Genomic DNA, 21,403 nt, shown 5'->3' with positions numbered 1-21,403 from the left:
TCCTGTCAATGATAATAAAAATATCACCCTCTACTCCCTGATCCGGCATAGCCGGATTAATTCTTTTCTGTTAAGATAGTAAAGAAGAGGGGGGAGAAAAATGGAAGATTGGGGACCACTTAAAATTATTCCCGGAGAAAACAATAGCCGTTTTCCCTACTGCACCAGCCTGCTCCTCGAAGGTAACGGAAGACAGGCCTTAATCGATCCCGGTGCAGGAAATATTCTTAAAAATCTATCTGTGCAGGAAATCTATTTAACCCATTATCACTACGACCACGTCTGGGGTATTAATTTTTTTCCAAAAACCACGGCCGTTTTTATAAATGCGGAAGACTTACCGGCCCTTGCGGATTTAAGGGAATTCGCTCGGCGTCTTGGAACCGGACATTATTTCGGCAAAGATTACCCGAACTGGTGGGCTCAAGAAATAAAAAAGGGTTTTAAAAGTCCTTCCCTTTCGCCGTACAATCGTCCCGATATTGTAACGGTTATCGAAAAAACCAAAGAAGCGTATCCAACTTCGGAAGAAATTAAAATTGTCGGAATTAAAACCATTTTTCTTAAAGCTCCCGGCCACACCCCTGGCTATGTTTTTCCCTATTTCCCGGACCTCGGGATAATTTACACCGGGGATTACGATTTAACTTCCTTTGGCCCCTTTTATATGGCTCCCGACGGTGATATCGACCAGTTTATCAGTTCTTCCAAAATTTTACGGGAAGTTGATGTCAAATACTACATAACGGGGCACGAAAAAGGAATGGTGGAAAAGAAAAGCTTTTTACCCGGGTTAGACCGTTTTTTAGAGATAATCGCCCTGCGGGAAGAAAAAATTAAAACATTGTGGCAAAAGGGGTACACCATCGAAGAAATAGCCGATAATTCAATTTTTTATCCTTTAAAGTTTCAAAAAATTGACCCCTGGGTACGGATGTGGGAAATCATCGGCATTAAGATGCATTTAAAGCGGCTTGGTTTACTGCCAAAAGCTTCTTAAAAAGCTTTTTCACCTCTTTTAACCCCGAAAGCCCGTGACTTCCCGGGGGCGGGGTATCCCCTACGTAAAATGCTAAACCCTGCCCCCTTAAAACTTCAATTCCCTCAAGGTCTACCCAGTCATTCCCTAAAAACACCGGATAAAAGTCCGGGTATTTTTTTAACATTTCCTGAATAAACCATCCTTTGCCCAATCCCTGCGGGATAATTTCGGTTCCTTTATCTCCCACGTGAAAGTTAAAGATAGGGTTTTTATCCCGGGCTTCTTCAATTACCTTTAAAACCTCCCGCCGTTTCTTTACTCCCAAATCTTTGTAATGCAACGTCAGGGCAATTTCTTTTTTTTCAATATAAACTCCTTTAAAAACGGGAGAACGGGAAAAAAATTCCGCTAACTCCTCCACCGGTCCAAAATAGTCGGGGGCCTTTTCCCAGGTATGAACTTTTCCCTGTTCATCCCGAAATACTCCTCCAAAACAGCCGGCTAAAATAATTCCCCGGATATTTACCATTTTTTCTAAATCCTGAAGCCCCCGTCCGGAAACCACCGCTAATTTAAGATTTGGCTGCCTGGTAAATTTCTGCAGGATTGCCACCATATCTTTGGCTAAACTTACCTTGCGCGGGTCTTTTCTGTAAGCCGCTATCGTTCCGTCAAAATCGGTCATGAGCAGTATTTTTCGACCAGAAAGTTTAGTCAATAGCTCCAACTTTCTTTTCACCCCGTTTGCGGTAGTATTTGCCAAAACCTGTATCCATCAACCGTAGTTCTTTTCCCAGGAAATTTTCCAGCCACCATTCATTATTTTTTAAGATAACCTGTTCCTTTAATAAAGAAAAACTCTTTTTCTTAAGGTTATCCGGCATTTCTAAAGCTTCTTTCAATTTCAAGGCAATTTCTTCCGGCGAGTAGGGATTGACCAAAAGAGCAGCTCCCAGTTGCCGGGCAACTCCCGTCCGTTTACTTAAAATAAGCACTCCCGGCTCTTTCCTGGAAGCAATATATTCTTTAGCCACCAAGTTAAGCCCATCTTCCAGGGAGGTAATAACCAGCGCATCGGCAATGCGGTATAAGTAAATAAGTTCTTCCTGGCTATAATTTCGCTTTAAAATCTTTACGGGCTGCCAGTGGTTATTGCCAAAACGTACATTTACCCTGGAAGCTTCGGCTAAAACCTCCCGGGCATAAGTTTGGTACTGGTCAATATTTTCCCGGGTCGGTACCGCCACCTGTAAAAGCTTAACTTTGCCCCGGTACTCGGGATTATTTTCCAAAAAGCGGGCAAACCCCTGGATTTTTTCTTTTAACCCTTTGGTATAATCTAATCTTTCAACACCCAAAAAGACCTTTTGTCCTGCTATTTCTTCCTTAATTTCCGGAATTTCTGGCACTTCCTTTTGAAAGTTTTTCGTTTCAATACCAATCGGTACTGCCTTAACCAGGATTTCTCGTCCATTATAATAAACTGTACCCCACTCGTAATTTACCGGAAGCCTTAAAACTCGCTCCACCGCCCGTAAAAAGTTTTCCCGGTAGTCATCAATAAGAAAACCAATGATATCCGCACCTAAAAGGCCGCGTAAAATTTCTTCCGCCCAGGGCTGAATGGTAAACAGTTCTACCGGCGGAAAGGGTATATGCCAGAAAAAGGCAATTCGCTGCCAGGGATTTTTTTGGCGAATAAAGTGGGGCATTAAAGCTAAGTGGTAGTCATGAATCCATAAAAGCGTCCCGGCTCTTAATAAGGTAGCAGCCTTTTGGGCAAATTTCTGGTTAACTTCCCGGTAAATTCGGTAATTTTCTTCGTACATCCTAACTTTTTCCGGCATCAGGTGGCAGAGCGGCCAGAGCACTCCGTTGGCATAACCTTCATAATACCCCTCTACTTCTTCCCTGGATAGGAGGATTTCCACAAATTGAAACTCGTCTTTAATTACCGCCTGAACTTCCGCAGGCTTCTCCGCAATTCTCCCTGCCCAGGCTAACCAGGTTCCCCCGATTTTTTTTACGGCGGGAAGGACCGCCGATACAAGTCCACTTACCGCCGGACGGTATTTTAAACTACCGTTATTTTCTTCAATGGTAAAAGGTCCCCGGTTAGATACCACCAAAAGATTACCTCTCATCTATCCACCTCCTACGGTTCAATCAAAACTTTCACCTCTCCCTCCCTTTTCACAACGTTACAGTAAGTTTTACCCCGGCTCCGGCTAAACTCCAAATCAACGGTACCGTTTCCAACCCTGAGGTTTTCTAAATACACTTCGCTTAGCCAGCCGGGTAAATTTGGTCTTACTATCCTGATATCACCGCCATCGCAAAATATACCGAGAATGCTTTGCAGCAAAATAAATACGCTTCCAACCGCCCAGGCCTGCGGGTCGCAGGCTATCGGATACCGGACCGGACCGCCGTTGGCCCGGCGTGTAAACCCGCAAAATAATTCCGGCCAGCGGTAGTAATTAAAGAACCTGGCTGCTTCCACCAAATCGGTCACAAGCTTTTCCAACAAAAATTCCTGGCCAATCTCCTTTAACCCCCGGGCAATGATGGAGTTATCATGGGGCCAGACTGAACCGTTATGGTAACTCATGGGGTTATAAGGTTTCTCCTTGGCACTCATGGTCCGGATACCCCAGCCGGAATACATGTCCTGGCGAAACAATCTTTCCGCAACTTTGTGGGCTAACTTTGTCGGCAGAATTCCGGTAAATAACGCATGGCCCGGGTTTGATACGGTGGTTTTAATAAGCCTCTTTTTTCCATCTAAAGCAAAACCGAGAAAATCTTCGTCATCAATCCAGAACGCCTTGATAAATTTGGCTTGAAGTTTTAAAGCTTTGCGGCGTAGCCTCAATGCTTCTTCAATTTCTCCTAAAAATTGTAATAGTTCACTACCCCGGAGTAACGCCAAATAATAATAAGCCTGCACTTCTACCAGTGCTATAGGTCCTTCCGGTAAAGAGCCATCCCGGTCAATAACTCCATCCCAGGAATCCTTCCACCCCTGGTTTAAAAGGCCGCTTTCCGACTGCCGCAAATATTCTATAAAACCATCGCCGTCCATATCTCCGTAGTTTTCACACCAGTACAGAGCTTTTTTCAAAGGTTCCGCTAAATCCTGCAAAAGCTTTTCATCATGGGTCCAGCGAAACACTTCGCCCAAAAGAATGATAAACCAGAGAGTTGCATCAACAGTCCCGTAGTAAGGAGTATGGGGCACCTCATGATTTAACGCCATTTCTCCCCGCCGGATTTCATGTAAAATTTTCCCCGGCTGTTCTTCCCGCCAGGGGTCATGGACCTTGCCCTGATAATGGGCTAAAAACCTGAGCGTATTTTTGGCAATTTCCGGATTTAAAATAAGCGTCTGCCAGGAAGTAATTAAAGAATCCCGGCCAAAGGGAGCGGCAAACCAGGGAATTCCCGCTTCGATAATTTTTCCGCTTTCCGGGTATTCGGAAATTAACGCCCGCAAATCCGTTACCGCCTGGTTTATCATCTGATTTATTATTTCATTATTGGTTTCTATTTTCGTACACTGACGCTGCCAGTTGAGGTAATCCTTATTGAGATTTATTGCCGCTTTGGAAAACCCAACGCTCATTTCTTTTTTGACGTATATATCGTCTTCGCACTCAATCTTTTGGGCAATGCAGGGAATAATTTGGAGATAAAGAAAGTACTTTTTATGAGGTTCAAGAGTTAAAGTAAAACGGGCAAAACCCTTATCTCCCTCCACCCAGACCAGATTTGGCTCCGGATAAAAGGTAAGGTCAGTAGAGCGATAATAATGATCAAGACCTTCGTAAGCAAAGGTAAAACCGTTACGTTTCTGACAAACCGGTAAAAAGCGCCCCCGGTTTTTTCTCGTTGTCCCCCTGACTTCAAAAATATCAACGTAATCTGCACCGGCGGAAAAAGTTAGATTAATTGTCACCGGAAAAGAATTAAAATTAATAATTCGCAAACGCTGATACAGGCCATCTTTTAAAACTCGAGTAATACGAAAGTGGATGGTCTGAAGCGGCAGTAAGACCCCATCCGGCAGATGGAACTCCCGGTTGGTAAGTTCAATCTGGGCAAAATGGCTTTCCCGAATTAAAGAGGAGAGAAGTAACGGTTCAAACTCCTCTAAATACATTAATAGCCGATTTAAAAACCGGGTATCCCGGTAAAATAAACCGAGACCGCTTAAGTCACCTTCCCAGATTGAACCATCGGGTAAAGCGGTTAAAAACATTTCTCCTTCTTTTAAAACTTCCACCCGGGGTTGAAATTCCTTGGGAGCAATTCGAAACCGGTCTTCGTCTAACTGCCGATCAAGCGCCATCCACACCACTCCCGTATCCCTTAATGTTTTAACATCTTCTGGTAAACTTTTTCGGTATTATCGGTCATAACTTTAACCGTAAACTTCTCTTCAGCAAGTTTCCGGCCGCTTTCACCCATCCTCCGGCGTAATTCGTCGTCCTCTAAAAGTAAGATTAGTTTTCGGGCAAGGGCACTGGCATCTTTCTTGGGAATAACAAAACCGTTTACTCCGTCCTGCACAACTTCCGGCATACCCCCGGAATTGGTAACAATAATGGGTTTCCCGGAAGCCATAGCTTCAAGCATTACCAAACCAAAGGGTTCCTCAAAGGAGCTGGGATAAATGCAGATGTCGGCGATTTCGTACATCCAGTGAATTTCCTGCCAGTTGAAAAATTGGACGTAAACTTTATCAGAAAGACCATATTCTTCCACAAGCTTCATAATTTCCTGTACTTCTTTTTGCTGGACTCCACCCCAGTCCACCGTTTTCTTGGTACCCGCCATCACCAGGACGGTATCGGGAAATAGTTTTTGCACTTCGGCAAAGGCTTTCACCGCATAATCGGAACCCTTGGCAAAACTCATCCGGGCCGGATGAAAGATAACTTTTTTCCCGGCAAAAAACTCCATCTTAGCATAAGGATTATCCGGCGATATACCCGGTTTAAATTTTTCGGTATCAATTCCGTGGTGAACGGTGATAATTTTCTCACCATCAAAACCAAAGCGGATAAGCTCTTTTTTAATAAAATCGCTGACCGCTATGACGTAATCCCACTCGTCTTTAAAAGTAAGCATTTCCTGCCAAAGTTCATCTTCCCAGACATTATGGGCGGTTAAAACCAAAGGCTTTTTCCGGTGGTTTTTATACTCCACCAAAAACTCCAAATGGTCCGGGCTAAAATAATGCATATTATGGAGATGGATTATTTCGGGATTGACTTCATCGAGAAAGGAGTGAAGGAGATCCTTTATTTGCCTGCGGTTTTCTTTAATAATTTGCGGTGAAAGAGAGTTTAAATCTAAAAATCTATGCCTTCGAACCCGCATACCGTGGAAATCGAACTCTTCGGGTTCACCATTAACCGCACCGGTTAAAAGGTGTAAATTATAGCCGCGCCTGATTAATTCCGGGCACAAAAGCGTCAGGTGCGTCTCAACCCCACCGATAATTGGCGGAAAAGCCCAGTGGAGCTTGGCAATTGTATAAATACTATCACCTCCCATTTTTTATTGGTTATTTCTGGCTAATTAAAGAAAACCGCTTCCTTAAAAGTTTATGTTGAAGTGGCAGAATTTATGAGGGGATAATTTGCAGGAAAAAAGAAGTGCTTCGATAAAATTATACCATGTTCGACTTTTTTTTTCAAATACATAAAAAAAGAGGCTTGCAGCCTCAAAATCCATAAATATTTTTTATAAATGAATTTTACACATAAATTCGCGGAACCCGGTAACTTATATTGGTCAAAATTTCATAATTTATAGTTCCCACCAGGTCTGCCATTTCCATAGCGGTAATCGTTTCTTCTCCCTGCTTTCCTAAGAGAACAGCCTCATCCCCGGGATTTACCCTTTCGTTTTCATCCACCGCTACCATCAATTGATCCATGCAAACCCGACCGGCTATGGACCAGCGTTTGCCGTTTATCAAAACCACCCCTCGATTGGAAAGGCGGCGAAAATAACCATCGGCATAACCTAACGGTAGCGAAACAATCAGGGTAGATTTGGAAGTTACGTACGTGCTACCGTAACTCACCGGAAAGCCTGCCGGTACTTTTTTCACCTGAGAAACCCTGGCTTTTAAGGTTAAAGCGGGCTTTAAATGGGCAAGTTCCCGGGGTACATCCCTGGAGGGGTACTCGCCGTAAAGCATAATCCCCGGTCGCACCAAATCGTAGTGAGCTTCGGGAAGCCTCATTATTGCAGCACTGTTGGCAGCATGGCGGTATTTTACCTCAATCCCTTTGGCTTCTAAGTGTTTTAGCACAATGTTAAACCTCTCTATTTGCAGCTTGGAAAAACTTAAATCTTTCTCATCCGCCCGGGCAAAATGGGTATAAACTCCTTCCGCTTCTAAATTTTTTAATTTTAATACTTCCTCAATCTTTTCGAGTTCTTCATACCAGAACCCGATTCTCCCCATTCCCGTATCAATTTTTAGATGATAGAAAAGGGTTTTCTTAAGCCTCTCAAGTCTTTCCTGATACGCTAAAGCCAATTCCCGGTGGTGAAGGGTAGGAGTCAGGTTATAAAATAAAAGCTTTTCCACCTCTTCGGGAGGAGTATAACCCAAAATAAGAACCGGTACCTCGATTCCCGCTTCTCTCAACTTTATTCCTTCATCAAGAATGGCCACCGCAAACCGTTTAGCCCCCTCGGCAATTAAAGCTTTTGCCACTTCCACCGCTCCGTGACCGTAAGCATTGGCCTTTATTACCGGCATTGCCTCCGCCTGCCGAGCAAGTCTTTTTACTTCCCGGAAATTATGCCGAATATTTTCCAGGTTAACCTCTGCCCATACCGGACGCATTTTTTCCACCTACCAGAAAACTTTTCTTTTTTAATGTAATGATATAGCAAAGGGGTGGATAATTCCACCCCTTTTACCTCTAACCGAGGATTTCTTCCAGCGGAGTATAAGGTAAGCCCAAAGAATCGGCTACCGCCTTACAGGTAACTTTTCCGTCTAAAACGTTAACGCCTAAAGCTAAAGCCCGGTCTTCCCTTACCGCCCGCTCCCACCCTTTATTGGCAATAGCCAAAGCATACGGCAAGGTCACGTTGGTTAAAGCAAAAGTTGAAGTTCTCGGTACGGCACCGGGCATGTTGGCTACAGCATAATGGACAACTCCGTGTTTAACGTAAATCGGATCCTGGTGGGTAGTTACCCGGTCAATAGTTTCGACGCAACCACCCTGGTCGATAGCCACGTCAACGATAACCGAACCGGGTTTCATGGTCTTAACCATCTCTTCCGTTACCAATTTGGGCGCCCGGGCTCCCGGAATTAAGACGGCGCCGATCAATAAGTCAGCTTTTTTCACCGCTTCGGCAATATTGTAGCTGTTGGACATCATGGTGGTTATTTTGCCGAAAAAGATATCATCCAGGTATCTAAGCCGGTCGGCACTCTTATCAAGAATGGTCACGTGAGCTCCCATGCCCATAGCCATCTTGGCGGCATTGGTACCGACGACACCGCCACCAATAATCACCACTTCGGCCGGTGGAACTCCGGGAACGCCCCCCAATAGCATACCCCGACCGCCCTGAGGCTTTTCCAGGAAACGAGCACCGATCTGGACCGCCATCCGCCCGGCAACCTCGCTCATTGGAGTTAGTAATGGCAGGCTGCCGTTGGGAAGCTGAATGGTTTCGTAAGCAATAGCTACAACCTTTTTCTCCATTAAAGCCCGGGTAAGTTCCGGCTCCGGCGCGAGGTGAAGATAAGTAAAGAGAATTTGCCCTTCCTTAAATAACGGGTATTCCGGCGGCAGTGGCTCCTTTACCTTCATAATCATATCGGCAGCAGCAAAGACATCGGCAGCAGTTGGAAGAATTTCCGCCCCAGCTTTTATGTATTCTTCATTGGTTATCCCGCTGCCAAGACCGGCGTTATTTTCAATCACCACTTTATGCCCCGCCGCAACCAAAGCCTCAACTCCGGCAGGAGTAATCGCCACCCGGTTTTCATTATTTTTAATTTCTTTTGGTACACCAATAATCATGCAAAATTCACCCCCAAATTTTTTATGTTAAAACAAATGCTATTTTTAAAAATGCTATATTTATTTTAAGCAATTTTCGTACCAATATCAGTTGGCGTTAAAAAACCTCGAAAATTCCCTAAAAAAATAACAGACTGGAAATAAAACTTTCCAGTCTGTTATAAGTTCAAACAAAACTTTATAAATCGTGGAAAATTATCTTTCCATATGGATATTTTTCTTTCCACCATTACCCCCTGCTTCCCGGAAAACTTCATTTAAATAAGAAAAAATATCGGAAATAAAAAAGCTGTTTACCGCCCGTTCCTTTAATGCCAGTTCTCCAGCTCTTCCGTGAAAATAAACCCCCAAAATCGCTGCTTCCTCCGGACCGTAACCCTGGGTTAAAAAGCCGGCAATTAAGCCAGACAGAACATCGCCGCTGCCGGCTTTGGCTAAAAGGGGATTGCCCCCGGCCAGGTACCAGACTTCCCCAGTTGGCGCGGCAATTAAAGTTGTTTCACTTTTTAAAACCAGGTAAACCTTATATTCTTTTGTAAACTCTTTGCTAATTTCTTCACCCTTTACCTTTACTTCGTTAACACTCAGCCCAAGAAGCCTTGCCATTTCGCCCAAATGGGGAGTTAAAACCGTAGGAGCCGTTCGCCTTTTTAAAACCTCCAGATAACCAACAAGATTATTTAAACCGTCGGCATCAATCACCAGCGGCAAAGGACAACTTTCCAAAAAATTAAGATAAGCTTCTTTACTTCCGGTTAACTCCCCCATTCCCGGTCCTATAACCGCCGCCTTTACTTTAGAAAGAAGTTCATTGAGCATAAAAAAACCTTCCGCCGCCAGTTGCCCGGATGCTGCCGGTAATCCCCGTAAAATAATTTCCGGTACCTTACCCGCTAAAGGTTCAAACAACTCTTCCGGTACCGCAAGGTAAACCCCTCCCACCCCGGACGCTAAACATCCTCTTGCAGAAAGAAGAGGAGCTCCAGAGTAAGCACGCGACCCTCCTGCTACCAGCGTAAAACCCTGCCGGCCTTTATGGGTATCCGCTGCCACCGGCTTTATGATTTTTTTAATTAGCTTTTCTTCAATAAGCCAGCGCCGAACAGAAAACTCTTTTTTTAGTTTTTCCGGAAATGAAATATCCTCCACGTAAATTTCCCCGCAGTATTTTCGCCCGGGAAAGAGGATTTGTCCCACTTTGGGTAACCCGAAGGTTACCGTATAGTCGGCCTGAAAGGCAACGCCTTCGACCTGGCCGGTGCTGGCGTCTACCCCCGAAGGGATATCCACCGCCAGCCTAACTGCATCCGCCTGGTTGACAATCTCCACCACTTCCCGGATTTCCGGCGGTAGCGCCCCCCGAAAACCGGTGCCGTATATCGCATCCACCACCATATCGGCATCAATCAGGGAGATTTTTAAAAGGTTTAAATTTTCGGTAATCCCTTCATAGATTTTTTCACTCATTTTCTTTAAAATATTAAAATTAATTAAAGCATCTCCTTTAAAATTATCTTTAAACAGTAAAAACACCCGGATTTTAGCCCCGGCATTGGCCAGGTGCCGGGCAAGGGCCAGACCATCACCACCGTTATTTCCCTTTCCCACTAAGATGATAATTTTTTTGCCGCTAACATCTCCCAAAATCTCTTTAATTCTATAAAAAGTCTTTAAAGCCGCATTTTCCATTAAAACAATTCCCGGAATCCCGTATTCATTAATCGCTTTCTGGTCAAACTCCGCCATCTCCCGCCCGGTTAAAAGAAGCATTTTAACCCCTCCACATCACGCAAATTGCTACCGCCACCTTTTTTTCATGGCTTAAACTTAAGCTTTTTCCCGTAAAACCCTTTTCCCGAAAAATTTTTGCCGCATGGCCGTGTAAAACCACTTCGGGGGAAGTTCCCTGCCTGGATAAGACTTCAATATCTTTAAAGCTTACTTTGCCCAGGCCACACCCTAAAGCTTTGGCTACCGCTTCCTTGGCCGCAAAGCGGGCAGCAAGCCGCCCGAACGGTTCTCTTCCCGAAAAAGCGTAATTAATTTCCCGCTCGGTAAAAACCTTATGTAAAAAACGCTCACCGTAACGCTCGTAAATCTTCTTAATCCTTTCCACTTCCACCAGGTCAATACCGGTAGCGTACACAACACCACACCTTACTGCCAAAGTTTTTCTTACCAGTATTTTACCTTAAGTTAGGGTTAAATGTCTAACTGCCGAAAAGGAAAAGCCAGGGAAGTTTTTCCCTGGCTTTTTTAACCTTCGTCTTTATACTGTTCCTTAATCTTATTGATAACCGCAGGATCGGTTAAAGTAGTGGTATCGCCCAGAGCCCTGCCTTCGGCAATATCTCTTAACAGGCGGCGCATAATTTTACCGCTTCGGGTCTTGGGAAGCTCGGCGGTAAAGAAGATGTCGTCCGGCCGGGCAAGAGCACCAATTTTCTGGGCAACAAACTGTTTTAACTCCTGCACCAATTCGGGAGTACCCTCTACCCCTTCCTTCAGGGTGACGAAAGCAGCTATCGCCTGGCCTTTTACTTCATGGCTCTTGCCGATTACCGCTGCTTCCGCCACCAAAGGATGTTCCACTAAAGCACTTTCCACTTCCATGGTACCTATCCGGTGGCCGGAAACGTTAATGACATCGTCTACCCGTCCTAAAATCCAGAAGTAGCCATCTTCATCTTTTTTCGCCCCATCACCGGTAAAATACCAGCCCGGGAACTTGTTCCAGTAGGTGTTTTTATACCGTTCCGGATCGCCATACAAAGTGCGAAGCATTGCCGGCCACGGTTTTTTCAGCACCAAATAGCCACCCTGTCCGGGAGGTACCGGTTCGCCTTTATCATTGACCACATCCGCTTCCACCCCGGGGAAAGGCTTGGTAGCCGAACCGGGTTTGGTGGGAATCACGCCGGGTAAAGGAGTAATCATAATCATTCCCGTTTCCGTTTGCCACCAGGTATCGACTATCGGACAGCGGCCGCCGCCGATATGTTGGTGATACCAAATCCAGGCCTCGGGGTTAATCGGTTCACCCACCGTCCCCAGAAGCCGTAAGCTGGACAGATCCCGTCCTTTCGGCCACTTTTCTCCCCAGCGCATAAAGGTTCGAATGGCCGTCGGAGCGGTATAAAGGATATTTACCCGGTATTTTTCAATAATCTCCCAGAACCGGTCTTTTTGCGGCCAGTCGGGGGCACCTTCATATAAAACAACGGTAGCACCGTTGGACAGTGGTCCGTAAACAATGTAGCTGTGCCCGGTAATCCAGCCTATATCGGCGGTGCACCAGTAAATATCTTCTTCCCGGTAATCAAAGATGTATTTAAAGGTGGTATGGACCCCTACCAGATAACCGCCGGTGGTATGCTGAATGCCTTTGGGTTTACCGGTAGTACCGGAAGAGTAAAGGATAAAAAGCATATCTTCCGCATCGCACTGCTCCGGCTCGCAGTATAGAGCCGCATCGGCCATTAACTCGTGGTACCAGTAGTCCCTGCCCTCGGTCATCGGCACTTCCTGCCCGGTTCTTTTCACCACCACCACCTTTTCAATGGTGGTTTCCCCTTCTAAAGCAGCATCGGCATTTTTCTTTAGTTCAACAATACTTCCCCGGCGGTAACCACCGTCGGCAGTTATTAAAAGCTTGGCCTTGGCATCATCAATCCGGTCTTTCAACGCCTGCGAACTAAAACCGCCAAACACAACGCTGTGGGGTGCACCAATGCGGGTGCAGGCTAACATCGCAATTACCGCTTCGGGAATCATCGGCATGTAAATGGTAACCCTGTCTCCCTTTTGCACCCCCAACTTTTTCAAAACATTGGCAAATTTATTTACTTCCCGGTACAGCTCCTGATAGGTTAAAATTTTTGAATCCCCCGGTTCGCCTTCAAAGATTAACGCTGCTTTGTTGCGGCGAAAGCTTTTGGTGTGCCGGTCCACGCAATTGTAGGAAACGTTTAACTTTCCACCGGTATACCATCTGTAAAATGGTGCATCGGAATCATCCAATACTTTCTCAAAGGGCGAAAACCACTCGATATCTTTGGCCGCATCCGCCCAGAAACCTAAAAAATCCCGCTCGGCCCATTCATAAAGGGATAAGTCCGCAACTTTGGCTTTTTCTTTAAATTCTGCCGGCGGTTCAAAAATACGGCTTTCCTGCAAGAGCGCTTCAAAATTATCGCTCATAAGCCCCCTCCTTTTTCCTTTTTTTTATATAATAATTTGGCAACGGTTATTAATCCAGTTTTTGATTGTGAAAGGTAAAAAAAAAACGTTAAAAAGCATTTTTTCTGCTTTTAACGGTTTAAAGTCCGAGAATTTTTCTTAATTTTTTCGCCTGGGCTCTACTTACCGGAACTTCGCTTTTCTCTTTATCATCCACCACTAAAGTATAGGTGCCGTTAAAAAAGGGTATTATCTCTTTTACCTTTTGAAGATTGACAATAAAACAGCGGTGGCAGCGGAAAAACACCGTGGGATTTAACCGTCCTTCTAATTCTTTCAGGGTAAAACGGGTAAAGTATTTATCCTGATAGGTTTTCAGGTAAACATAATCCTGTTCGGTATAGGCATAAATAATCTCCTGCTCCCCCACCAAAACCGTTTTCCCGCCTTTTTCGGCCGGTATGCGGTCAAGTCTTCCCGTCATCCGGTACGAGTTAAAAACTTCCTCCCCTTTTGGTAAGCCGTTTTCCTGGATTAGCCTCTTTACCTTTTCTACGGCTTTTTTTAGCCTTTTGGGCTCAATAGGTTTTAGTAAATAATCCACCGCATTAACTTCAAACGCTTTTAAAGCATACTCGTCATAAGCGGTAACAAAAACCACATACGGCGGGTGGGGCAGGGCATTGATTTCCTTGGCCAGCTCAAGCCCGGAAAGTCCCGGCATTTCAATATCCAAAAACAACAAAGAATAATCCACCGCCCGGATTAGAGCAAGGGCTTCGCTGGCCGTTGCCGCCTCCCCCACCACTTCAATTTCCGGAATCTCCGCTAACAAAAAACGCAGTTCCTGCCGGGCAGGATACTCATCATCCACAATGAGCGTCCTAATTTTCATTTTCCCTCTCCCCTTCTTCTTCAACTTTTAACGCCGGGATGGAAAAACTCACGGTAGTCCCCACCCCTAACTTCGACTCTATTTTAAGGCCCGCCTCCCGGCCGTACAAACTGAGCAAACGTTCGTGAACGTTGGACATCCCGACCCCGTTTCCCGAACCAAATCCCGGTTCCAAAACCCGGCCAACCATACTGGGAGAAATCCCCACTCCATCATCCTTTATTTCCACGTTAATTTTTTCCCCATCCCTCTTAATCCGGATTAAAACCGTACCCTGGGATTCTTTAGGGGTAATACCGTGTTTAACCGCATTTTCCACTAGTGGTTGTAATGTTAATACCGGAAATTGGTAATTCAGTAATTCCCGGTCAATATCCCTTATAATTCTAAGCTTTTGCCGAAACCGGGCTTTTTCCAGAACTAAATAAGTATTGACGTAATCAAGCTCTTCCTTTAACGTGCCAAACATCCCCTGTTTTTTTAAAGTTTGCCGGAAAAATTTTGCCAGATGAATTAGAAGCTTTCGGGCTAATTCCGGGTTAGTCCGGTTAAACATAATGATGGTATTTAAGGTATTAAAAAGAAAGTGCGGATTTATCTTGGCCTGCAGCGCTTCTAACTGGGCTTTGGTCACCATTTGCGCCTGGCGGTCAAGCTCGGCTATTTCCATTTGCAGGTTTAAGATCTGGGCAATCCCCATCGCAAGTTTTACAGTTTGGGCCGGCATCTCGCCTTTTTTCGTCTGGTAAAGCTTTATGGTACCCACCACCTGCCCGCGAATTTTCAAAGGAACAACCACCGCCGCCTGGAGGGGGCAGTCGCAGTCTTTTACCGAGCAAATGTATTTTAAACTGTGGTCAATTATTTTAAGCTCCCCGGTGCGGATGGCTTCTTTGGTGGCAAAGGTCCGGATAGGGTCCCCTATCTTATGCCGTTCACAACCAACCCCCACATACGCCAGCACTTTTTCCCGGTCCGTAATTGCTACCGCTTCCATGTCGCTAATCCGCTGAATTATTTCGGCAATTTTTCCGGCGGTCTCCACATTTAATCCCTGCTTGATAATCGGCAAAGCTTCATTGGCCAGCATGAGAGGATTTAATTGGTCCTGCACTTCTTTTTTTAAAGTAATCACCCGGAAAGAGCGAAAAAAGTAGCTGGCGATATATACTCCAAGAAAATTAATTAAAAACTGGAGAATAACGGACAGTAAAAGCTTTAAGCCTTCCGGAAAAAAAACATAAAATCCAAAAAACCCTTCAAAAGCTGTCATTATCACCGCTAAAAGAAAAAGCTTTAGTAAGGGTTCCAAACTCCCACCCCGTCAAAATTTTCTTAATATTATTATAATTTAAAATTTAAAAAAATAAATATGCATTTTTTTTGAGGAAAAAACAAATTTTTATACCGGGAAAGAAGTTAAGAAAAAAAGAGGGTTTTAACCCTCTAACTTCCGCTTACCGCCACCTCTTCAATTAACAGGGTCGGACTTCCTTTAGCTCCGTAAAAGCTCAGGTCATCGCCCACAGCAATTAACTTTCCAAATAAATCTTTTATATTCCCGGCAATGGTTATCCCCCTGACCGGCCGGGTAATTTCGCCATTTTCTACTAAAAAGCCGGTCGCTCCTACTGAAAAATCTCCGGAAACGGGGTTTGCGGTATGCATCCCGAGCACTTCGGTAATATAAACCCCCCGGCTGGTTTGTTTAAATAAACTTTCCCGGCTAACTCCTCCTCGAGGAATGTAGAAATTAGTGGTCCCCAGCTCCGGTAAAGCTTTAAAGGAAGAGCGAACGGCATTGCCGGTTGAAACCGCTCCTTCTTTGGCAGCGGTGTATAAATTATAAAGAAAGCTTTTAACAGTACCGTTTTCTACCAAAACGGTTTTCCGGGTAGGCACCCCTTCCCCGTCAAACGGTGCAGTAGCCAGGCCATCTTTAAGGGTACCATCATCAATTAAGCTGAAAACGGGGCTAAACACTTTTTCGCCAAGTTTCCCTTTTAAAAGGCTTTTACCTTTTTGCACATTTTCCGCTAAGAACGATGCTTTTAACACCCCTAAAAGATTTACGGCCACATACGGGTCTAAAAGTGCCATATACCGTCCGGAGGGAACCTTACCGGCCCCAAGTTTGGCTACCGCTTTTTCTGCCGCTTCCCGACCTACAGCTTTCGGGTCTATTTCCTTAAACTTGCGGGTTACTTTATAGGAAAAAGCGGTCTCCGAGCCCGATTCATCTTCCGAAGCTAAAAAAATATAAATAGAAGCATAATTTCCCGAAAAACTTCCGAAAAAACCTTCGGTATTGGCTAAATGCCATTGATAATGGTAGTCATCATAGGCCGCAGTTTCAATCCCCTTAATTTTGGGGCTGAAATTTAACGCTTCTCTTTCCATGGTAAGGGCTAAATTAACCTTTTCCCCCAAGGAAGCGGTGGTTATTTCCGGGTCGGTTAATTCCGGCGTTGGGTAGGTAGAAGGTTTTGCCAAACGTAAGTAAGGATCGCTATCGGTAATCTTTGCCGCCTGGACTGCTTTTTCCACCGTTTCCTTGATTTTTTCCGGAGTCATTACCGTGGTATAGGCAAAGCCAAGCCTTCCCTCGTAAAAGACCCGTACCCCTACCCCTTCTTCTACCGCCTGCTTAACCGTTTCCACCTGTCCTTCCCGCACTTCCACCGAAAGCTCTTCGCCCCGGGTATAACAAACTTCCCCGGCCGCCTTTTTCGCTTTAATTTCCGCTAACGCCAGTTCCAGAATCTCCACCAAAATACCTCCTCCAGGGACGGTTCTTACAGCCACCATTTTCTATTCATCGTCGAAAATGGTGGTTCTCAGAACCGTCCCTCCAGCGTTATTCTCTTGGTTTTTCGCCCAAGGTTACTTCTAAGGTATATTTTTTGCCTTCCTTTAGCCGGTATACTTCTACTTTTATTTTTTCTCCAGGCTTGTGTTTAAACAGTTCATCGGTTAGTTCCGCCATGGTGGTAATTTTCGTACCGTTAATGGCGGTAATAATATCTTTAGCCTGAATACCGGCTTTATCCGCCGGTCCACCTTCGACAACCCCTTCAATATAAATTCCCTGGGGTATATCGTAATACTGGGCTTCCTGTTCGGAAATTTCCGCACCGGCAATGCCCAGCCACGGCCGGGTAACGTAACCCTTGTTAATTAGCTGCTCAATAATCGGTTTTGCCTCATCGATCGGGATGGCAAAGCCCATTCCCTCAAAGCCCGGAATGGAAATTTTGGCCGAATTTATCCCTACCACTTCTCCTTTGGCGTTGCAAAGAGGTCCACCGGAATTGCCAGGGTTAATAGCCGCATCGGTTTGAATCAGCCTAAGACTTTTTTCTCCCGATTCATAAGTTAACGTTCTATTAAGGGCACTTATTACCCCAACGGTGACACTTCGGGCAAATTCTTTACCCAGAGGGTTTCCGATGGCAATGGCCAGCTCTCCTACCTGCAAAGTGCTGGAATGACCCAGGGTTACTACCGGTAAATTTTTGGCATTTACCTTTATCACCGCCAGGTCCGCCCGCGGGTCGGTACCGATGATTTTGGCCTTCATCTGCCGGCCATCGGCCAAACTCACATACAGCTCATAAGCTCCTTCTACCACGTGGTTGTTGGTAACGATGTAGCCATCGGGAGAAATGATAAAGCCAGATCCAGAGCTTTTTTCTTCAAGCCCTCCCAGGCCAAAAAAGCCCCCCGGCGCAATATTGGATATCCCCACCACCGCCGGTGATACCTTCTTGGCCACCGCCACCACCGGCGTATAGCTGTATTCGCCGGTTTTTACTTCGGGAGCCTGGGGTAGTGTATATTTAATCTTGGTATTCTCCGCGGGAAAAAGTTTGGGATAGGCATAAATCCCGGCCATGCTCCCAATTAAACCGGCAATTACCGCCACCACTATTACCGTAAACCACGAAGGCCGGTGTCCTCTCGGCTCATCCATACGGTACTGGTACATCTTAATTCCCCCTTTGCCCAAGTTTTTTCCCTGATACTACCAAAATATATATTAATACACCGGTGGCCACAATGGTAGCACCCGGCGGCAAGTTTAAGAAAAATGTAATAATTATCCCCGCCACGGCCATAATTAAGCTAATCGTCACCGCCCAGACAATTAATCCGGTAAAGGAACGGGCGAGTTCAATGCCAATTAAAGCCGGAAGTACCAAAAAAGCACCGGTAAGTAATGCCCCCACCGCTTGAATACCAAAAGAAACCACTATGGTAGCTAAAATGATCAGGAAAAACTCGCTAAACCTTACCTTTATCCCCTGGCTTTTGGCCCCGGACTGGTCTATGGAAAGAAGCAGCAAATGCCGGCTATAAAACAAAAGAAATAATAAGACCCCGAGAAAAGTAACAAAGGCCCAGATTAAATCCCTTTTCCCGGCAAAGAGGATACTGCCAAACAAATACTGACCCAAACTTTGCCAGACCTCTCCTTTTAAAGAAGCAATAATGAGCGCTAAAGACAAACCTCCCGCCGAAATCAAGGCAAGGTTTGCATCGTTAAAAGCATTTTCTTTGTAGCGTAGCGTCTCCAAGATAACGCCGCCGGTTAAAGCCGCAAAAACTCCGCCTAAAAGGGAAGAAAAGCCGAAAAACACCCCTAATGCGGCCCCGACCAAAGAAAAGTGGGCTAAAGCATCGGCTAAAAGGCTGTACCTTCTTACCAGTAAAAAAACCCCCACAAGGCTTCCCTCAATGGCCAAAAGGAGGGCAATTAAAAGGCTATTCTGGACAACATTCAAATCCAAGTTCCCTTTCCTCCCCTGCAAGATAGCCGTCTTTATCCCCAAAATACAACGCTTTTTTATCTATGTGCAGCACTTTATTCCCTAAAATTTTTATCTCCTTTGGATCATGGGTAACCATTAAGATAATGGTGTCTTCTCTGAAAAAAGTATTTAGCACCTGATACAATTCTTCACGGCTCATCTGGTCAAGACCACTGGTGGGTTCATCCAACAATAACAAATCGGCTTTCCCCGCCAGCGCCCGGGCAATAAACGCCCGCCTTAGCTCCCCTCCGGAAAGGTTTCCTAAAAGTTTATTCCTTTTCTTAAGAAGGTTGGTAGCCTTAAGCGCTTCTACGGCAACTTCCCGGTCTTCCTTACGGTAAAATAATTTTGGTTTTCCCTTCAGCGTTCCGGCCAGCACCAATTCTTCCACGGTAACCGGAAAGGGGATGGTCCCGGGAATTTTCTGCGCCACATAACCAATTTTATGGTTAAAGGTCTTTATAATCCCGGAGTAAGGAATCTCCCCGACAATCGCTTTTAACAGGGTAGACTTACCCGCCCCGTTCTTTCCCAGAACCAAAAGAAAATCCCCTTCCTTTAATGAAAAATTTATATCCTCTAATACCGGCTCACCGCCGTATGTTACAGAGAGGTTTTCAACTATTAGCCCCAAGTTTAATCATCTCCTCCTAAAGCAAGGCGCAATGTTTCAATATTCTCCTGCATTAATTCCAAATAGCTTTTACCTTTTAAGGTTTCATCAACCCCTTCTAAAGTATAAAGGGGCATAAACTTCACCCTGTAGCTTTCAGAAACCTTTTCCGCCACCTTTTTACCAAAAACCGGGTCAAAAAACACGTATTCAGCATCTTCCGCCGAAAACTCCTTCATAAACTTTTCAATATCGCCAATGGTTGCTTCCGCTTCCTTTCCGGACATCAGGGAAATTTCCTGTAAACCGTAATCGGCTGCAAAATAACCAAAGGCCCGGTGCAGGGTAAAAATCTTGCGGGTTTTTAGGTCCGAGGTAAGATCCACCATCGCCAAATGCAGCTCATAAAGTTTATCGGCAAGTTTGCGGTAATTTTCCTCATAGTAGCTTTTATTTCCCGGATCCAGCGTTACTAAATTATCCTTAATAGCTTCGGCTATTTTGCGGGCAAATATCAAAGATAGCCAGTAATGGGGATCGTCTTTTTTTACTTTGCCTTCCAAAATTTTTTCCGCTTCAATAACCTTATCTTTTCCTAAAAGCTTGATTATCTTTCCGGCCCAGGGCTCCAGCCCTCCACCATTTAAGATGATTAAATCGGCCTTCCTCAGGGTAAAAAGGTCGGAAGGTTTTGGTTCAAAATCATGGGCATCGGCTCCAGGAGGGGCTAAAACCGTAACCTCAGCTTTATCCCCGGCAATCTCCCGGGCAAGCTCACCATAGGGATAAATTGAAGTAACAATCAAAGGCTTACCGCTATCGGTAGTAGAAGCCGTCCGGGCATTGGAACAGCCCGAAAGTACAAATAAAGTAAAGACTAAGACCAGCACAAGGACTCGCTTCACTTTTTCCCCTCCTCGCAGGCTGCACACTTTCCAAAAAGTTCAATCCGGTGATACGTTATCGTCCCCACTTTTCCCGGAAGGTTAAATTTATTTTCTTCAATAGGACACGATTCCAGGGCCACTTTCTCCCCGCAGGCAAGGCAGGTGAAATAATGGCGGTGCTGTCCGGTATTTAAGGAAAAGCGGGCAATCCCGTCCGGCGCCATGGTCTCGGTTAAAATCCCGCACCGGCAGTAAAGCTTTAAGTTACGGTAAACGGTATCGAAACTAAAACCAGGGTAATGCCGGCGCAATTTTTCGGCAATCTCCCGGGCGGTATAGCTTTTTTCATCGGCAAAAAGCTCTAAAAGCGCCTGCCGCTGCGGTGTAATCTTTATGCCCTTATCCCGTAAAATTTTATATGCTTCTCTTACATTCATCGTATTCCCACCTACATCGTAATTATTCCTATCTAAAAATTAATCTATACCTGTAAATTTACCGAGTCAAGGGGATTTTAAATACCTTCGCCTTTAATGCAGTGTCGGCTATAACCAGCATTTGTCTTCCCAGGTTAGAATCACCTTCCCAACCACCAACCACCTACCACCAATTTAATTGCACCCTATAATTCATCTTCGTCATCATCGGGATGGTTTCTCTCCATCTGCCGGCGCAGGCCAATCATAATAAGGATTATTCCCAGAACCCCCATTAAATAAACAATTAGATGCTTGATACTGGAAAGTCTGGGCAGGCGAAAACCTTGTTGGTAGAAGAGTAAGATAAGTAAAGCTCCAAAAACTACAAAATAAAGCAATTTAATGTTTTTTCTTTTTTTCATTTTTTAGCTCCCCCTTTTTATCGTATAAGATTTTTTGGGGTATTAAAAGAAATTTTAATCTTTTTTGCCGAAATGTTTCTAAAAATTATTCTTTTGCACCATTTTCTAAATCCTTGGTTAAAC

Annotated in this window: 19 protein-coding genes; 1 reads left to right on the top strand and 18 read right to left on the bottom strand. The window is 45.0% G+C overall.

The features are described 5' to 3' along the window. Positions 1-100 precede the first annotated feature (100 nt). Complete coding sequence (locus tag CARFE_RS15400) at positions 101-1,000, top strand: MBL fold metallo-hydrolase (RefSeq protein ID WP_051250073.1); 900 nt, start codon at positions 101-103, stop codon at positions 998-1,000. Here CARFE_RS15400 and otsB read toward each other — a convergent pair. The 18 genes from otsB to CARFE_RS0100825 all read right to left on the bottom strand — a co-directional run bounded on the left by otsB (position 954) and on the right by CARFE_RS0100825 (position 21,280). Then, positions 954-1,709 (bottom strand): trehalose-phosphatase, encoded by a 756-nt coding sequence (gene otsB, locus CARFE_RS0100910; RefSeq protein WP_028051408.1) that lies wholly within the window; start codon positions 1,707-1,709, stop codon positions 954-956. The two genes, CARFE_RS15400 and otsB, sit on opposite strands and share 47 nt — an antisense overlap. Next, positions 1,693-3,126, bottom strand: a complete 1,434-nt coding sequence (locus CARFE_RS13790) for an alpha,alpha-trehalose-phosphate synthase (UDP-forming) (RefSeq protein ID WP_051250071.1) — start codon at positions 3,124-3,126, stop codon at positions 1,693-1,695. The genes otsB and CARFE_RS13790 overlap by 17 nt, the downstream gene beginning before the upstream one ends. A gap of 11 nt (positions 3,127-3,137) precedes the next feature. Further along, positions 3,138-5,333, bottom strand: coding sequence for an amylo-alpha-1,6-glucosidase (locus CARFE_RS0100900; protein ID WP_011343600.1), 2,196 nt, complete (start codon positions 5,331-5,333; stop codon positions 3,138-3,140). 20 nt (positions 5,334-5,353) lie between these two features. Then, entirely contained in the window at positions 5,354-6,544 is a 1,191-nt protein-coding gene (locus CARFE_RS0100895; protein WP_028051407.1) for a glycosyltransferase family 4 protein, read from the bottom strand. A gap of 202 nt (positions 6,545-6,746) precedes the next feature. Continuing rightward, on the bottom strand, positions 6,747-7,853 hold the full coding sequence (gene alr, locus CARFE_RS0100890) for an alanine racemase (protein WP_028051406.1): 1,107 nt from the start codon (positions 7,851-7,853) through the stop codon (positions 6,747-6,749). 79 nt (positions 7,854-7,932) lie between these two features. Further along, positions 7,933-9,051, bottom strand: coding sequence for an alanine dehydrogenase (gene ald, locus CARFE_RS0100885; RefSeq protein ID WP_011343597.1), 1,119 nt, complete (start codon positions 9,049-9,051; stop codon positions 7,933-7,935). 195 nt (positions 9,052-9,246) lie between these two features. Beyond that, positions 9,247-10,821, bottom strand: coding sequence for a bifunctional ADP-dependent NAD(P)H-hydrate dehydratase/NAD(P)H-hydrate epimerase (locus tag CARFE_RS13785; RefSeq protein ID WP_051250069.1), 1,575 nt, complete (start codon positions 10,819-10,821; stop codon positions 9,247-9,249). 1 nt (position 10,822) lies between these two features. Beyond that, positions 10,823-11,197 (bottom strand): holo-ACP synthase, encoded by a 375-nt coding sequence (gene acpS, locus CARFE_RS0100875; RefSeq protein ID WP_028051405.1) that lies wholly within the window; start codon positions 11,195-11,197, stop codon positions 10,823-10,825. 110 nt (positions 11,198-11,307) lie between these two features. Beyond that, positions 11,308-13,251 carry an acetate--CoA ligase gene (gene acs / locus CARFE_RS0100870; protein ID WP_028051404.1) on the bottom strand — a complete coding sequence of 648 codons (1,944 nt, stop codon included), beginning with the start codon at positions 13,249-13,251 and terminating at the stop codon, positions 11,308-11,310. A 118-nt stretch (positions 13,252-13,369) separates the two neighbouring features. Beyond that, positions 13,370-14,125, bottom strand: coding sequence for a LytR/AlgR family response regulator transcription factor (locus CARFE_RS0100865; RefSeq protein WP_028051403.1), 756 nt, complete (start codon positions 14,123-14,125; stop codon positions 13,370-13,372). After that, positions 14,115-15,437 carry a histidine kinase gene (locus tag CARFE_RS13780; protein ID WP_245570737.1) on the bottom strand — a complete coding sequence of 441 codons (1,323 nt, stop codon included), beginning with the start codon at positions 15,435-15,437 and terminating at the stop codon, positions 14,115-14,117. The genes CARFE_RS0100865 and CARFE_RS13780 overlap by 11 nt, the downstream gene beginning before the upstream one ends. Before the next feature lie 134 nt (positions 15,438-15,571). After that, entirely contained in the window at positions 15,572-16,894 is a 1,323-nt protein-coding gene (locus tag CARFE_RS0100855; RefSeq protein WP_051250067.1) for a TldD/PmbA family protein, read from the bottom strand. 88 nt (positions 16,895-16,982) lie between these two features. Next, entirely contained in the window at positions 16,983-18,113 is a 1,131-nt protein-coding gene (locus CARFE_RS0100850; RefSeq protein ID WP_028051401.1) for a S1C family serine protease, read from the bottom strand. A 1-nt stretch (position 18,114) separates the two neighbouring features. Further along, on the bottom strand, positions 18,115-18,915 hold the full coding sequence (locus CARFE_RS0100845; protein ID WP_028051400.1) for a metal ABC transporter permease: 801 nt from the start codon (positions 18,913-18,915) through the stop codon (positions 18,115-18,117). Then, on the bottom strand, positions 18,890-19,573 hold the full coding sequence (locus tag CARFE_RS13775) for a metal ABC transporter ATP-binding protein (protein WP_034541355.1): 684 nt from the start codon (positions 19,571-19,573) through the stop codon (positions 18,890-18,892). Before CARFE_RS13775 ends, CARFE_RS0100845 begins: the two co-directional genes overlap by 26 nt. Before the next feature lie 2 nt (positions 19,574-19,575). Then, on the bottom strand, positions 19,576-20,457 hold the full coding sequence (locus CARFE_RS0100835; RefSeq protein ID WP_028051399.1) for a metal ABC transporter substrate-binding protein: 882 nt from the start codon (positions 20,455-20,457) through the stop codon (positions 19,576-19,578). Further along, the gene (locus tag CARFE_RS0100830) at positions 20,454-20,876 is read right to left on the bottom strand and encodes a Fur family transcriptional regulator (RefSeq protein ID WP_011343583.1); all 423 of its coding nucleotides are present in this window, start codon (positions 20,874-20,876) and stop codon (positions 20,454-20,456) included. The genes CARFE_RS0100835 and CARFE_RS0100830 overlap by 4 nt, the downstream gene beginning before the upstream one ends. 185 nt (positions 20,877-21,061) lie before the next feature. Beyond that, positions 21,062-21,280: a hypothetical protein gene (locus tag CARFE_RS0100825; protein WP_011343581.1), complete on the bottom strand. Its 219-nt coding sequence runs from the start codon at positions 21,278-21,280 to the stop codon at positions 21,062-21,064. Positions 21,281-21,403 lie beyond the last annotated feature (123 nt).

Origin of the sequence: Carboxydothermus ferrireducens DSM 11255, assembly GCF_000427565.1 — a bacterium.
Classification (GTDB): Bacteria; Bacillota; Z-2901; order Carboxydothermales; family Carboxydothermaceae; genus Carboxydothermus; species Carboxydothermus hydrogenoformans.
Note: the sequence above shows the minus strand (reverse complement) of the source record. Positions and strands in the feature narration are given on the sequence as shown.

Bases quoted from the DNA above. Each gene is read 5' to 3' on its own strand.
- CARFE_RS15400 (WP_051250073.1), top strand. From the start codon at position 101: ATGGAAGATTGGGGACCACTTAAAATTATTCCCGGAGAAAACAATAGC.
- CARFE_RS13790 (WP_051250071.1), bottom strand. From the start codon at position 3,126: ATGAGAGGTAATCTTTTGGTGGTATCTAACCGGGGACCTTTTACCATT.
- CARFE_RS0100900 (WP_011343600.1), bottom strand. From the start codon at position 5,333: ATGGCGCTTGATCGGCAGTTAGACGAAGACCGGTTTCGAATTGCTCCC.
- CARFE_RS0100895 (WP_028051407.1), bottom strand. From the start codon at position 6,544: ATGGGAGGTGATAGTATTTATACAATTGCCAAGCTCCACTGGGCTTTT.
- alr (WP_028051406.1), bottom strand. From the start codon at position 7,853: ATGCGTCCGGTATGGGCAGAGGTTAACCTGGAAAATATTCGGCATAAT.
- ald (WP_011343597.1), bottom strand. From the start codon at position 9,051: ATGATTATTGGTGTACCAAAAGAAATTAAAAATAATGAAAACCGGGTG.
- CARFE_RS13785 (WP_051250069.1), bottom strand. From the start codon at position 10,821: ATGCTTCTTTTAACCGGGCGGGAGATGGCGGAGTTTGACCAGAAAGCG.
- acs (WP_028051404.1), bottom strand. From the start codon at position 13,251: ATGAGCGATAATTTTGAAGCGCTCTTGCAGGAAAGCCGTATTTTTGAA.
- CARFE_RS0100865 (WP_028051403.1), bottom strand. From the start codon at position 14,125: ATGAAAATTAGGACGCTCATTGTGGATGATGAGTATCCTGCCCGGCAG.
- CARFE_RS0100850 (WP_028051401.1), bottom strand. From the start codon at position 18,113: ATGTACCAGTACCGTATGGATGAGCCGAGAGGACACCGGCCTTCGTGG.
- CARFE_RS0100830 (WP_011343583.1), bottom strand. From the start codon at position 20,876: ATGAATGTAAGAGAAGCATATAAAATTTTACGGGATAAGGGCATAAAG.
- CARFE_RS0100825 (WP_011343581.1), bottom strand. From the start codon at position 21,280: ATGAAAAAAAGAAAAAACATTAAATTGCTTTATTTTGTAGTTTTTGGA.